Consider the following 13,030-nt stretch of genomic DNA (forward strand, 5'->3'; position numbering starts at 1 on the left):
ACTCTTGTGCCGGGCCAGCCGTTATTGTGCAACCGCTTCCAGTTCGATTAAGGCGAGATCTTTTTTGCGTAATACCAGACTGACGCGTCGGGTTTCAATATGAACAGGATCGCCGAGCGGCGCCACGCGAACCACATGAAAAGAGGAACCGGGCAGCATGCCGAGGGAGAGCAGTTTCTGACGGTATGCTGGGCTAATATCGCGAGAAAAACCGGTAATTTTCCACGCACTATCAGGTGTGAATTGCATAGGGCCTACTTGTCTATCGCTAACCGAAGAAGAATTTTCCGGACGCCTGGAGGCAGTTGCGCCGGGGACCGTAGCCAACGAAAAAAGAAAAAACGTTCTGTAATCGATGATAATGAGAATGGTTTTTATCATCAATACATATGATGCGCTGCAGGCTATTTTTAAAGTGAAAATCACCTTTTTATTGATATGCCGCAAAGTCAGCCTGTAATCAAAAATGCGCGAAATATTATTTCGGCGATCTAATGTTTAATTAAGGTTTCTGAAGTTAACGAAATGAAAATATTAATTTCGCTGCCTTTCAGGCGTGGAATAAAAGCAGGTTATCAGAAACAACTGAAGCTGTTTTGCGCGTGATGGCGATGGCCTGGTCATGAAAAAAAACTGCCCCTGAAAAAGGGGCAGGGAGAGTTTAGCGTTTTTTACCCATCGCTGCGGCGAGGGCATCCATCATCGCGCTGTTGCCGGCAGGCTGCGCCTCGCGACCGCGGGGTTTGGCGGCTTTCGCGGCCGGGCGATTTCCCTGCGGGCGCTCCTGACCACCGCCGCGGCGGGCGTTGCTGTCGCCCGGCTGCTCGTCGAGACGCATGGTCAGGGCGATACGCTTACGCGGCAGATCGACTTCCATCACTTTGACCTTGACGATGTCGCCCGCTTTCACCACGGTGTGCGGATCCTCAACAAACCGGTCAGAAAGCGACGAAATGTGTACCAGTCCGTCCTGATGAACGCCGATATCAACAAACGCGCCGAAGTTGGTGACGTTGGTGACGGCACCTTCCAGAATCATTCCCGGCAGCAGGTCATTCATGGTCTCCACACCATCGGCGAACTTCGCGGTCTTAAACTCCGGACGCGGATCGCGGCCCGGTTTTTCCAGCTCTTTGATAATGTCGGTGACCGTCGGGACGCCAAACTTCTCATCGGTGAAGTCCACTGCCTTCAGGTGGCGCAGCGCACTGCTATTGCCCATCAGATCTTTTAGCGCCTGCTGGGTGGCGGCCAGAATACGTTCGACCACCGGGTAAGCTTCCGGGTGAACGGTGGAGGCATCCAGCGGGTTGTCGCCGTGGTTGATACGCAGGAAGCCCGCGCACTGTTCAAAGGCTTTCGGCCCCAGACGGCTGACTTTCAGCAGCTGCTGGCGGTTCTGGAACTGACCATTCTCGTCGCGCCAGGCGACGATGTTCTGCGCCATCATGCGGGTCAGGCCGGCGACGCGGGTCAGCAGCGGAACGGAGGCGGTGTTCAGGTCAACGCCGACGGCGTTCACACAGTCTTCCACCACCGCGTCCAGCTTACGCGCCAGCTGGGTCTGGCTGACGTCGTGCTGATACTGGCCGACGCCAATGGATTTCGGGTCGATTTTCACCAGCTCGGCCAGGGGATCCTGCAGACGGCGGGCGATGGAGACCGCGCCGCGCAGCGACACGTCGAGGTCCGGGAACTCCTGCGCCGCCAGCTCGGAGGCGGAGTAAACGGAAGCCCCGGCTTCGCTGACGATCACCTTCTGGGCGGTGACCTTTGGGAACTGCTTCTGCACGTCGAGGAAGAAACGCTCGGTTTCACGCGAGGCGGTACCGTTGCCGATGGCCACCAGCTCAACGTTGTACTTCTCACACAGCGCGGCGACGGCGACGGCCGCTTTGGCGGCCTGGCCGGTGTGGGGATAGATGGTATCGGTAGCGACCAGTTTACCGGTGGCGTCGACGACGGCCACTTTCACCCCGGTGCGCAGGCCCGGATCGAGTCCCATGGTGGCGCGCAGCCCGGCGGGCGCGGCCATCAGCAGATCGTGCAGGTTGCGGGCGAAGACGTTGATTGCCTCGTCCTCCGCGCGTTCGCGCACGGTGCCCATCAGCTCGGTTTCGAGATGCATCAGGACTTTGATCCGCCAGGTCCAGCTGACGACGCCTTTACGCCAGCTGTCCGCCGGGGCGTTATTCAGGCGCAGGCCCAGGTGGTCGATAATAATTTGCTCGCCGTGGCTCTCTTTCGGCGGCTCGTCAAACTGCGGGTCAGCGTTTAAAGAGAGCTGCAGGACGCCTTCGTTGCGACCGCGGAACATCGCCAGCGCGCGATGCGACGGCACGGTGGCGATCGGTTCATGGTGATCGAAGTAGTCGCGGAATTTAGCGCCTTCCTCTTCTTTACCGCTGACGACGGTGGAGACCAGGTGGGCGTTTTTCCACAGATAGTCACGGACCTTCGCCAGCAGCGCGGCGTCTTCGGCAAACCGCTCCATCAGAATATAGCGCGCGCCGTCCAGGGCCGCTTTGCTGTCGGCTACGCCCTTATCGGCATCAATATATTTTGCGGCCTCCGCTTCCGGATCGTGGGCCGGTTCGTTCCACAGCAGGTCAGCCAGCGGTTCGAGCCCGGCTTCGATAGCGATCTGCCCGCGTGTACGGCGCTTCGGCTTGTAGGGCAGGTAGAGATCTTCCAGTTCGGTTTTGCTGAGCGTGGTGTTGATGGCTTTTTCCAGCGCGTCGGTCAGTTTGCCCTGTTCAGCGATGGATTTGAGGATCGCCTGACGACGGTCTTCGAGTTCGCGCAGATAGCCGAGGCGAGTTTCCAGATTACGCAGCTGCGTGTCATCCAGACCGCCGGTGACTTCTTTACGATAACGTGCAATAAACGGCACGGTGTTCCCTTCATCAAGCAGGCGAACGGCAGCTTCTACCTGTTCGGCTCTGGCCTGAAGTTCACCCGCAATAATGCGGCAGAGCGAATCATTCATCATGGCTTTTAATTCATCTTTAGGGTCAAAAAACAGGGACTAGTTATACGGACTGACGGCTAAAAATACCAGCCGCGCCGGGCGTCTCTCGGAAAGTTCTTGTCTATTTAACGTATTCGATCTCGTTGACATACCAGCTGGCTTCGCCCGCCGGCGTGTTGACGATGGCCAGATCGCCAACCTCTTTTTTTAACAGTGCGCGCGCCATCGGCGAGTCGATGGAGATATAGTCTTTGCGGCCAAAAATTTCATCGTAACCGACGATGCGAAAGCGCTTGATATCGCCTTCATCGTTTTCAATCTCTACCCAGGCGCCGAAGAAGACTTTACCTTCCTGTTGCGGCGAGTAATCGACGATTTTCAACTGTTCCAGACATTTGGTCAGATAGCGGACCCGGCGATCGATCTCCCGCAGGCGCTTTTTGTTGTACTGGTAGTCCGCGTTCTCGCTGCGGTCGCCGAGGCTGGCGGCCCAGGTCACCTTTTTGGTCACTTCCGGACGCTCCTGGCGCCACAGGTAGTCCATCTCCTGCTTCAGTTTTTCATATCCCTCGCGGGTGATCAGCGGCGTTTTCATCGTGAGTTCAACCTTCTGACTGTCTGTCGTTGCGCACAATTTGTAGCGCGTAATAATACCGACAGGATAAATACTGTGTCTTATGATTAAATGTATACTTAACCTGCTGTTAAATATGCTTTGTAACAATTTAGCCTGGAATATATACCAGATTTAGCTGGTGAGCGCGCCGGGCTTTTTTGAGAATACGCACTGACTATTGCAGTGAACCTTTGGGAGTACAAACAATGCAAGAGAATTATAAGATTCTGGTTGTGGATGACGACATGCGCCTGCGTGCGCTGCTCGAGCGTTATCTGACCGAGCAGGGCTTCCAGGTTCGTAGCGTGGCGAACGCCGAACAGATGGATCGTCTGTTAACCCGTGAATCCTTCCACCTGATGGTGCTGGATCTGATGCTGCCGGGCGAAGATGGTCTCTCTATCTGCCGTCGTCTGCGCAGCCAGAGTAACCCGATGCCGATCATTATGGTGACGGCGAAAGGCGAAGAGGTCGATCGGATCGTGGGTCTGGAGATCGGGGCTGACGACTATATTCCGAAGCCGTTTAACCCGCGCGAACTGCTGGCCCGCATCCGGGCGGTGCTGCGCCGCCAGGCGAACGAGCTGCCGGGCGCGCCGTCGCAGGAAGAGGCGGTTATCGCCTTTGGTAAATTCAAACTGAATTTAGGCACCCGCGAGATGTTCCGTGAAGACGAGCCGATGCCGTTGACCAGCGGCGAATTCGCGGTCCTGAAGGCGCTGGTGAGCCATCCCCGTGAGCCGCTGTCGCGCGATAAGCTGATGAACCTCGCCCGCGGCCGCGAATACTCTGCGATGGAGCGCTCCATCGACGTACAGATCTCCCGCCTGCGCCGCATGGTGGAAGAGGACCCGGCGCATCCGCGCTACATCCAGACCGTCTGGGGTCTGGGCTACGTCTTCGTCCCGGACGGTTCTAAGGCATGAAACGCGTGCGCTTTTCGCCGCGCAGCTCCTTTGCTCGCACACTGCTCCTGATCGTCACCTTGCTGTTCGTCAGCCTGGTGACGACCTATCTGGTGGTACTGAATTTCGCGATCCTGCCGAGTCTCCAGCAGTTTAATAAAGTGTTAGCCTACGAAGTGCGTATGCTGATGACCGACAAACTGCAGCTGGAGGATGGCACCCAGCTGGTGGTGCCCCCGGCGTTTCGTCGTGAAATTTATCGCGAGCTGGGGATTTCGCTCTATTCCAATGAAGCGGCGGAAGACGCAGGCCTGCGCTGGGCGCAGCATTATGAATTCTTAAGTCAGCAGATGGCCCATCAGCTTGGTGGCCCCACAGAGGTGCGGGTAGAGGTCAATAAAAGCTCCCCTGTGGTGTGGCTGAAGACCTGGCTGTCGCCCAATATCTGGGTGCGGGTGCCGCTGACCGAGATCCATCAGGGCGACTTCTCGCCGCTGTTCCGCTATACCCTGGCGATCATGCTGCTGGCGATAGGCGGCGCTTGGCTGTTTATTCGTATTCAGAACCGCCCGTTGGTGGATCTGGAGCACGCGGCGCTGCAGGTCGGGCGCGGCATTATTCCGCCGCCGCTGCGCGAGTATGGCGCCTCCGAAGTGCGTTCGGTGACGCGCGCCTTTAACCATATGGCGGCGGGCGTGAAGCAGCTGGCTGACGACCGTACGCTGCTGATGGCCGGGGTCAGCCACGATTTACGTACTCCGCTGACCCGCATTCGTCTGGCCACCGAGATGATGGGCGAGCAGGACGGCTATCTCGCGGAGTCGATTAACAAAGATATCGAAGAGTGCAACGCCATCATCGAGCAGTTTATCGACTATCTGCGCACCGGGCAGGAGATGCCGATGGAGCTGGCGGATCTGAATGCGGTGCTGGGGGAAGTGATCGCTGCGGAGAGCGGCTATGAGCGGGAAATCGCCACCGCCCTGCAGGCCGGCGAAATTCCGGTACGTATGCACCCGCTGTCTATCAAGCGCGCGCTGGCGAATATGGTGGTCAACGCGGCCCGCTATGGCAATGGCTGGATCAAGGTCAGCAGCGGCAGCGAAGCGAGCCGGGCCTGGTTCCAGGTAGAAGATGATGGACCGGGGATTAAACCTGAGCAGCGGGAGCACCTGTTTCAGCCGTTTGTACGCGGCGACAGCGCCCGCAGCACCAGCGGCACCGGGCTGGGGTTGGCGATTGTTCAGCGTATTATCGACAATCACAACGGCCGGCTGGAGATTGGCTCCAGCGAACGCGGCGGGTTACTGATCCGCGCCTGGCTGCCGGTGCACCGGATGCTGACGCCGATGAAACCCGCCAGGGAGAGCTGATCGCGCCCGCGGTTAGCTACTCAGGATGTTGCACAATAAAAAGCCGGGCAAGCCCGGCTTTTTCACCTTTGCGCCCGTTAGCGCTGCGGTCCTGCCGCCACCAGCGCGGCGCCCGCTGGCGTATCGGTATACTTCTCAAAATTCTCAATAAACAGCTTCGCCAGCTGGTCGGCTTTTTCCTGCCACTGCTCCGGGGAACCATAGGTGCTGCGCGGATCGAGGATGTGGGTATCCACGCCCGGAAGCGCCGTCGGGATCTGCAGGTTAAACATCGGCAGGGTAAAGGTCTCCGCGTTGTCCAGCGAGCCATTGAGGATGGCGTCGATGATCGCGCGGGTATCTTTAATCGAGATGCGCTTGCCGGTGCCGTTCCAGCCGGTATTGACCAGATAAGCCTGCGCGCCAGCCGCCTGCATGCGTTTGACCAGCACTTCGGCGTACTGCGTCGGGTGCAGCGACAGGAAGGCGGCGCCGAAGCAGGCGGAGAAGGTTGGCGTGGGTTCGGTTACGCCGCGCTCGGTGCCGGCCAGTTTGGCGGTAAACCCGGACAGGAAATGGTACTGCGTCTGGTCGGCGGTCAGGCGGGAGACCGGCGGCAGGACGCCGAACGCATCGGCCGTCAGGAAGATCACTTTGGTAGCGTGACCCGCTTTAGACACCGGCTTAACAATGTTGTCGATGTGGTCGATGGGGTAGGAGACGCGGGTATTTTCGGTCTTTGAACCGTCATCGAAATCGACCGTGCCGTCGGCGCGTACCACCACGTTTTCCAGCAGGGCGTTGCGGCGGATGGCGTGATAGATATCCGGCTCGGCCGCTTCAGAGAGCTTGATGGTCTTGGCGTAGCAGCCCCCTTCGAAGTTAAACACGCCGTCGTCATCCCAGCCATGTTCGTCATCGCCAATCAGGCGGCGTTTCGGGTCGGTGGAGAGGGTGGTTTTGCCGGTGCCTGAGAGGCCGAAGAAAATGGCGACATCGCCTTTCTCGCCGACGTTGGCTGAGCAGTGCATGGAGGCGATGCCCTTCAGCGGCAGCAGGTAGTTCATGATCGAGAACATCCCTTTCTTCATCTCGCCGCCGTACCAGGTGCCGCCGATCAGCTGAATGCGCTCGGTGAGGTTGAAGGCGACGAAGTTTTCCGAATTGAGGCCCTGCTCTTTCCACTGCGGATTGGTGCATTTCGCGCCGTTCATCACGATGAAGTCGGGCACGAATTCAGCCAGCTCTTCATCGCTCGGACGGATGAACATGTTTTTAACGAAGTGCGCCTGCCAGGCCACTTCGGTAATGAAACGTACGCTGAGACGGGTATCGGCGTTGGCGCCGCAGAAAGCGTCGACGATAAACAGGCGTTTACCGGACAGTTGCTGGGTCACCAGCCCTTTCAGATGCTGCCAGGTTTCCTGCGAAAGCGGCTTGTTGTCGTTTTTACCTTTGCCTTTATCGGACCACCAGACGGTGTCGCGGGTGGTGTCGTCGCGCACGAGATACTTATCTTTCGGAGAACGACCGGTAAAAATGCCCGTGTCGACGGCGATAGCACCCAGAGTGGTTAATACGCCACGTTCGTAGCCTTCCAGGTTCGGGTCGAGCTCTTCCTGAAACAACATGTCGTAGCTGGGGTTGTGGACGATATCCTGGACGTCATTGATACCATAAGCCTTGAGATCCTGCGGGGTTAAACCATGATTAACGCGCATGTCACTGCTCCTTAGCCAAGATGTACTGCTGTAAATTGTAGGGTTAATTGCCGGGTATTGACCGCGACCAGGCTCATAGATTTACGTATCTCGACATTCCTCAGAATGACGATAAAAACGGTGACTCCTGTCACGAAGTGGAGTGGATTATCTCAGGAAATGGACGGATGGTGGGGTTAGATGTTTCTCAATGGTTAAAAAGTAATTAAAAAAACTGCTGAAATGTGAATGTAATCGCTTTCCTGAAATTAAATTACGTAACTCTTTCAGGGAAAATCGATTCAACTCGCGAATAAATTAAAAGTCAGGCACAACGCGACAAACAACATTGCCGCCCTGTGCCTGAGAAAGATGCGGGGATTAATGAACCTGCGGATCGGCCGGAGAGGCGTTATTACGGATCTCGGCAATATCCATGGCATTGAAGATATAGTGGTTACCGCAGTAGTCGCAGTGCATATCAATTTCGCCTTCGTCGGCGAGGATGCTATCAATCTCTTCATCCGGCAGCGTCTTCAGCGCGCCGGCGCAGCGTTCGCGGGAGCAGGTGCACTTGAACTCCACGCTCTGCGGGTCGTAGACAGTGACTTCTTCTTCATGGTACAGACGCCACAGCACATCATTTGCCGGCAGGGTGAACAGCTCTTCCGCCTTAATGGTCTCGGTAAGCGTCGCCAGGTGCTCGAAGTCGGCAGTCTGGGCATCCTGCGCCGGCATCACCTGCAGCAGCATCCCGCCCGCCATCGGCTGGCCTTCATGATCGCCGGTGCGGATGATAAGGCGCGTCGGCAGCTGCTCTGAACGCTGGAAATAATCTTCCAGGCAGGCGGCCAGCGTATCGCCTTCCAGACCGACCACGCCCTGATAGCGCTCACCTTCTTCCGGAGAGATGGTAATGACCAGGTAGCCGTTGCCGACCATCGTTTTCAGATCCGCATCGTCCGCAATCTCGCCCTGCACGCGCGCGACGCCGCGCAGCTGCTGCTGGTTATTGCCGTTGATCACCGCCAGCTGTAAAGGGCCATCCCCCTGCAGCTGTACGGTAATGTCGCCGGCAAACTTCAGCGTCGCGGTCAGCAGACTGGTGGCGACCAACAGCTCCGCCAGCACCGTTTTGACCGGTTGGGGATAGGTGTGATTCGCCAGAATCTGTTCCAGGGTTTCCGACACCGTCACCAGCTCGCCGCGCACGGCATAGTTTTCAAACAGATAACGATGTAATTGATCGTGTTGAGTCATAATCATCTCTCTTTCTGGCGCGAGTTATTCACTCTCGCCGTGTTTAAATCTCATCAGGTCGCGGCGCTCTTTCTTGTCCGGACGTCTGTCAGGGTGCGGCATGGTCAGGGCGTTCATTTTGCGCGCCAGGGCCATTTTTTCACGCTTCTCGATACTCTCCACCGTCTCTTCATACAGGTTGACGGCTTCGCTTGCCGGGCGGCGCTGTTCGGTAATGCCGATAATGCGCACCGTCCGCTCGTCGTTGCCCTGGCGCAGCGTCAGCATGGCGTCGAGTTCGACGATTTTTCCGGGTTTGCTACGTTGTCCGTTGTAATGCACCTTGCCGCCTTCAATCATTTCCCGCGCCAGCGCGCGGGTTTTGTAAAAGCGGGCGGCCCAAAGCCATTTGTCCAGTCTGACGGTTTCGGTGGGCTTCTCTTTCATCGCCTCTCCTTCGGGGTAAGCGAAGGGATCAGTCGTCGGTAATCATTCAGCCCCGGATGGCGCAGATACTGCTTTTCCGCCAGTCCGGAGTCAGGATTGGTAATACCCAGGCAGTAACGAATGCCAAACTCCCTCGCGGCATCCAGTATCGCCTCGCTGTCGTCGACAAACAGCGTTTTGTGCGCCTCAAGGCCAGTTTCCTCCGCCACGGCGCGCCACAGACGCTGATCCTCTTTCGGATAACCAAATGTGTGGGTGGAAAGTAATAAATCAAGGTGCGCGTCCAGGCCGGTGTGTTTGAGCTTGACCGCCAGATTGTGGGGATGGGCATTGGTCAACAGAATGCGTCGCTTACCGCAGGCCTTGAGCGCATCAAGGAACGGCACGGTATCCTCGCGCAGCGTGGCGCGCGGACCTTGTTCGCTGGTCATCGCACAAATATCCAAACCCAGGCGCTCGCTCCAGTAATCCAGACAGTACCAGTTTAGCGTATGCTGCACGGCGTGATACTCCTGGCGCATGGCCTCTTTCGCCTCCTGCAAATTGAGGCCGCGGGCGGCCCCCCAGGTTTCAGGCACCAGCGTTTGCCAGAAGTAGTTGTCGAAGGCGAGGTCCAGGAGCGTGCCGTCCATATCCAGCAGAACGGTATCGACCTCCTGCCAGGCGATATCAAAGTGCATGATGACTCTCCAGCGAGCGGAAAATGGGCGACAGGGTATCACACCCTGTCGCCGGGAAAATTAATCTTGCGAGTCAGATGAGGGGAGCAAAACCGGATTAAGGCAGCTTTCGTAATATTTCTGAATCTCTTCCATACGCTGACGATGGCGTTGATAACGACGCAGGGCCTGCACGGCGTGGTAAGCCATGCACCCCACCATTGACAGCAGCAGCAGGGTGATGCCCAGATAACGCCACAGGCCGCTGCGGTCGGGGATGCGATGCAGGTTGATATGCTGCGTGCCGTTGGCGTCAGTAAACAGGTTGGTAACGATACCTTCGGCATGGAAGGGGGTATGCATGAGCATACCGGCCAGCCGCCGCAGTTCGCCCCACTGCTCATGGGCCGGATAATCATACAGACTCACCGCCGGCCACGGCTGATTGACCAGTACGCTGCCCTCATCGCTGGCGATAAGAAAACCGCCGGGAGCCGGGCTGTTCAGCGCCTGCGCGGCCCGTGAGGTTTCGCGTATCACAAAGGGCGCGGTTGAGGTGGTCACCAGATTCTCCAGCGACTCGGCGCTGACCGGCCGCAGCAGCACGTTCACGCCATCCAGCTTGCCGGCGGTGGCGCGCTTGGTTAACGTTTCCCAGTTACGGGTATTGCCAAGATTGACCAACGCATTCTTCAGCCGCAGGCAATCATCCTTTGCCGAGCAGAGATCGTTAGTTTTCTGCACGATATCGCCGAAATCATCCAGTAGCACCATGCCTGATTTCTGAATGGCGGAGCGTAGGGCAGGGCTGACGCGGGAATCATCGTCGGTTTCCGGGTGCAGCTGGCGCTGGACGGACTGCATCAGGGCGGTCGCTTTGCTGACAATGTCAGACTCCGGCAGCGGCAGAGGAGGGGCGTCGTTCCACACAATCTGTGAACAATCGAAAGGCAGGAACGGCGAATCCTCTTTGGCGGACCAACTGCCCGGCGTGCGGATATTACACATCCCGGTACCGGTCAGGCGCAGCGTATCGCCAATGCGCACATGGGCTTTTTCCAGCTGGCTGACGGTAGTGGCTTCAATCGTTTGCGCGCCCTTCAGCCACGACAGGGTGAACTTAAACGGCATATTCAACGGTACGCTGGCCCACAGCATAATCACCACCACCAGGGCGCCGGCGGCGATAATCGCGCTGCGTAGCCAGTACTGCAGCGGGAAGTTTTTCACTTCATCATGAAGCGACAGGTAGCGTCCCTGACGGGCCACGTGGCGGTTGAGATAGATATCAATATCGGTCTGCTGCCCCAGGTCCTGGGCAATCCAGGGTTGCCAGTGGCGCGGATAGATGAGATCGATAATGCCCAGCGAGATGTTATTGATTTGCTCCTGATCGTTTTCGCCAAACAATCCCCAGCGCTTAGGGACGCCCCGCAGGCAATGGATTTCGCGCAGCGCGGCGCGACGCGGCGGGGCATAAATCCCCCACAGTCCGGCGGCGAGCAGCAACAAACCTGCGGCGACCAGCCAGGGGGTAAAGACAGCTGGCCCAATCAGGCTGAAATAAAAGAACAGAAAGGAGGCGACGATCAGGATCGCTTCGCGCAGCCCGTCCGGGCGATTCAGAGCGTGTTCTTCAGGCGTTTCCCGACGGATCTGCCGCAACTCTACCTGCTCGCTCTCTTCGCCGCGAATGGAGGCCTGGGTGGCCGAAGCGCGTTCCAGGGCGTAGCTTTGCGCTTCCTGGCGATAGTCGCTCAGGCTATGACCGTTAAGGGTGATAACCAGCGGCAGGCTGTCGGTGGGGATCAGCTCGACGCTGTTTTCATCGTTGATATGCTGTTCCCAGAACGGCGGCAGATGAACTTCAACCGAATCGAGGAAATAGCGCCATTTATTCGGCGCGTCGGTGGTGATCCCGTAGCGGGTGATGGCGCGTGTCACCGCATAGACGGTATCACTCTGTTCGTTCAGCGCCAGAGCGACAGGCGCGCTGGTCGCACCGGACGCCGGCACCTGCTGGGCGTGGCTCAACTCGGCAACATACTTCTCAATAGCCTGGCGCTCATCCGCAGGAAGCTGCCGCGTGGTAGCGTCGCTAAAGGCGTGCAGTAGGGGGAGTCGGCGGCGTCTGGCGTGAGCGCGATACCACCATCCGATGAGCAATACGCAGATTAGCAGAGCTGTAAGGAATATCAGAAAGGTGCCCATGCCCATCCCATCAAAGTTATTTTTTTCTTACGAAATCGTCGGTGAACGTGAAGACTAACGTCAAGCTGCAGTGTTAGCGGCGCACCTGCTTACAGGGTAGTGAATATGTCATGCAGCAGCGCACAAGCTTACCAAAAACGTTAAAGCGCAGAAATCGGTAAATTCTCAAAGCGAATTCAAGCTATTGACTTTTTTATCTTTATTACTTTTCCCCCTGCAGGGAAAAGGTTACAACTCTGTAAATAAGTAGCAATTTGGATTGCCGAAAGCGTGTTGCGTATCGCACAATGACTGCTTAATCACAGCATAGACCGATGACAATGAGCAAATCATTACAAAAACCCACCATTCTCAATGTTGAAACTGTCGCCCGTTCGCGCCTCTTTAATGTCGAAAGCGTCGATCTGGAGTTCAGCAACGGTGTGCGTCGCGTTTATGAACGTATGCGGCCTTCCACCCGTGAAGCGGTGATGATTGTGCCGATTGTGGATGATCACATTATTTTGATTCGTGAGTATGCCGTGGGGACGGAGTCCTACGAGCTGGGCTTCTCCAAAGGGCTGATTGATCCAGGTGAAACCGTGGATGAAGCGGCCAATCGCGAGCTGAAAGAAGAGGTTGGCTATGGCGCCAATAAGCTGACGTTTTTGAAGAAGCTCAGTATGGCCCCCTCCTACTTCTCCAGCAAAATGAATATCATGGTGGCGGAAGATCTCTATCCGGAGTCACTGCCGGGCGATGAACCTGAGCCGCTACCGCAGGTGCGCTGGCCGCTGGCGCAGCTGATGTCGCTGCTGGATGAAGAAGATTTTAACGAGGCCCGTAACGTCAGCGCGCTGTTTTTAGTGCGGGAATGGCTGCAGGCCCAGGGCCGACTCTGAACGAGCGTCCACGCTAAGCAGCAATAAAAAAGCGCCCGCAGGCGCTTTT

Annotated in this window: 11 protein-coding genes; 3 read left to right on the forward strand and 8 right to left on the reverse strand. The window is 57.1% G+C overall.

From position 1 onward, the window contains the following. Window positions 1-21 precede the first annotated feature (21 nt). The 3 genes from feoA to greB all read right to left on the reverse strand — a co-directional run bounded on the left by feoA (window position 22) and on the right by greB (window position 3,566). Window positions 22-249 carry a ferrous iron transporter A gene (gene feoA / locus ACR809_RS01685; RefSeq protein ID WP_002920506.1) on the reverse strand — a complete coding sequence of 76 codons (228 nt, stop codon included), beginning with the start codon at window positions 247-249 and terminating at the stop codon, window positions 22-24. 412 nt (window positions 250-661) lie between these two features. Further along, window positions 662-2,992: a Tex family protein gene (locus ACR809_RS01690; RefSeq protein ID WP_004150056.1), complete on the reverse strand. Its 2,331-nt coding sequence runs from the start codon at window positions 2,990-2,992 to the stop codon at window positions 662-664. 100 nt (window positions 2,993-3,092) lie between these two features. After that, window positions 3,093-3,566 (reverse strand): transcription elongation factor GreB, encoded by a 474-nt coding sequence (gene greB, locus ACR809_RS01695; RefSeq protein ID WP_002920503.1) that lies wholly within the window; start codon window positions 3,564-3,566, stop codon window positions 3,093-3,095. A gap of 227 nt (window positions 3,567-3,793) precedes the next feature. On the opposite strand from greB, the gene ompR reads away from it, so the two are divergent. Both ompR and envZ read left to right on the forward strand, forming a co-directional pair. Further along, window positions 3,794-4,513: an osmolarity response regulator transcription factor OmpR gene (gene ompR, locus ACR809_RS01700; RefSeq protein WP_001157751.1), complete on the forward strand. Its 720-nt coding sequence runs from the start codon at window positions 3,794-3,796 to the stop codon at window positions 4,511-4,513. After that, the gene (gene envZ, locus ACR809_RS01705; RefSeq protein WP_004901073.1) at window positions 4,510-5,865 is read left to right on the forward strand and encodes a two-component system sensor histidine kinase EnvZ; all 1,356 of its coding nucleotides are present in this window, start codon (window positions 4,510-4,512) and stop codon (window positions 5,863-5,865) included. The genes ompR and envZ overlap by 4 nt, the downstream gene beginning before the upstream one ends. A 77-nt stretch (window positions 5,866-5,942) precedes the next feature. Here the strand turns inward: envZ and pckA are convergent, their stop codons facing one another. The 5 genes from pckA to ACR809_RS01730 all read right to left on the reverse strand — a co-directional run bounded on the left by pckA (window position 5,943) and on the right by ACR809_RS01730 (window position 12,100). After that, on the reverse strand, window positions 5,943-7,565 hold the full coding sequence (gene pckA, locus ACR809_RS01710) for a phosphoenolpyruvate carboxykinase (ATP) (protein WP_004210368.1): 1,623 nt from the start codon (window positions 7,563-7,565) through the stop codon (window positions 5,943-5,945). A 360-nt stretch (window positions 7,566-7,925) separates the two neighbouring features. After that, entirely contained in the window at window positions 7,926-8,810 is an 885-nt protein-coding gene (gene hslO / locus ACR809_RS01715; protein ID WP_004188324.1) for an Hsp33 family molecular chaperone HslO, read from the reverse strand. Window positions 8,811-8,828: 18 nt separating this feature from the next. After that, window positions 8,829-9,230, reverse strand: coding sequence for a ribosome-associated heat shock protein Hsp15 (gene hslR / locus ACR809_RS01720; RefSeq protein WP_023317325.1), 402 nt, complete (start codon window positions 9,228-9,230; stop codon window positions 8,829-8,831). Continuing rightward, window positions 9,227-9,910, reverse strand: a complete 684-nt coding sequence (gene yrfG / locus ACR809_RS01725; RefSeq protein WP_002920324.1) for a GMP/IMP nucleotidase — start codon at window positions 9,908-9,910, stop codon at window positions 9,227-9,229. The genes hslR and yrfG overlap by 4 nt, the downstream gene beginning before the upstream one ends. A gap of 60 nt (window positions 9,911-9,970) precedes the next feature. Next, a complete protein-coding gene (locus ACR809_RS01730) occupies window positions 9,971-12,100 on the reverse strand; it encodes an intracellular growth attenuator family protein (protein ID WP_004174025.1) in 2,130 nt (709 codons plus the stop codon). A 320-nt stretch (window positions 12,101-12,420) separates the two neighbouring features. Here ACR809_RS01730 and nudE point away from each other — a divergent pair, with 320 nt between their 5' ends. Next, window positions 12,421-12,981 (forward strand): ADP compounds hydrolase NudE, encoded by a 561-nt coding sequence (nudE, locus tag ACR809_RS01735; RefSeq protein WP_002920321.1) that lies wholly within the window; start codon window positions 12,421-12,423, stop codon window positions 12,979-12,981. Window positions 12,982-13,030 lie beyond the last annotated feature (49 nt).

It is taken from the genome of Klebsiella sp. CD33, from assembly GCF_051992865.1.
Taxonomy (GTDB): Bacteria; Pseudomonadota; Gammaproteobacteria; order Enterobacterales; family Enterobacteriaceae; genus Klebsiella; species Klebsiella pneumoniae.

Bases quoted from the DNA above. Each gene is read 5' to 3' on its own strand.
- nudE (WP_002920321.1), top strand. From the start codon at position 12,421: ATGAGCAAATCATTACAAAAACCCACCATTCTCAATGTTGAAACTGTC.
- envZ (WP_004901073.1), top strand. From the start codon at position 4,510: ATGAAACGCGTGCGCTTTTCGCCGCGCAGCTCCTTTGCTCGCACACTG.
- ompR (WP_001157751.1), top strand. From the start codon at position 3,794: ATGCAAGAGAATTATAAGATTCTGGTTGTGGATGACGACATGCGCCTG.
- yrfG (WP_002920324.1), bottom strand. From the start codon at position 9,910: ATGCACTTTGATATCGCCTGGCAGGAGGTCGATACCGTTCTGCTGGAT.
- pckA (WP_004210368.1), bottom strand. From the start codon at position 7,565: ATGCGCGTTAATCATGGTTTAACCCCGCAGGATCTCAAGGCTTATGGT.
- ACR809_RS01730 (WP_004174025.1), bottom strand. From the start codon at position 12,100: ATGGGCACCTTTCTGATATTCCTTACAGCTCTGCTAATCTGCGTATTG.
- greB (WP_002920503.1), bottom strand. From the start codon at position 3,566: ATGAAAACGCCGCTGATCACCCGCGAGGGATATGAAAAACTGAAGCAG.
- ACR809_RS01690 (WP_004150056.1), bottom strand. From the start codon at position 2,992: ATGATGAATGATTCGCTCTGCCGCATTATTGCGGGTGAACTTCAGGCC.
- hslR (WP_023317325.1), bottom strand. From the start codon at position 9,230: ATGAAAGAGAAGCCCACCGAAACCGTCAGACTGGACAAATGGCTTTGG.
- feoA (WP_002920506.1), bottom strand. From the start codon at position 249: ATGCAATTCACACCTGATAGTGCGTGGAAAATTACCGGTTTTTCTCGC.
- hslO (WP_004188324.1), bottom strand. From the start codon at position 8,810: ATGATTATGACTCAACACGATCAATTACATCGTTATCTGTTTGAAAAC.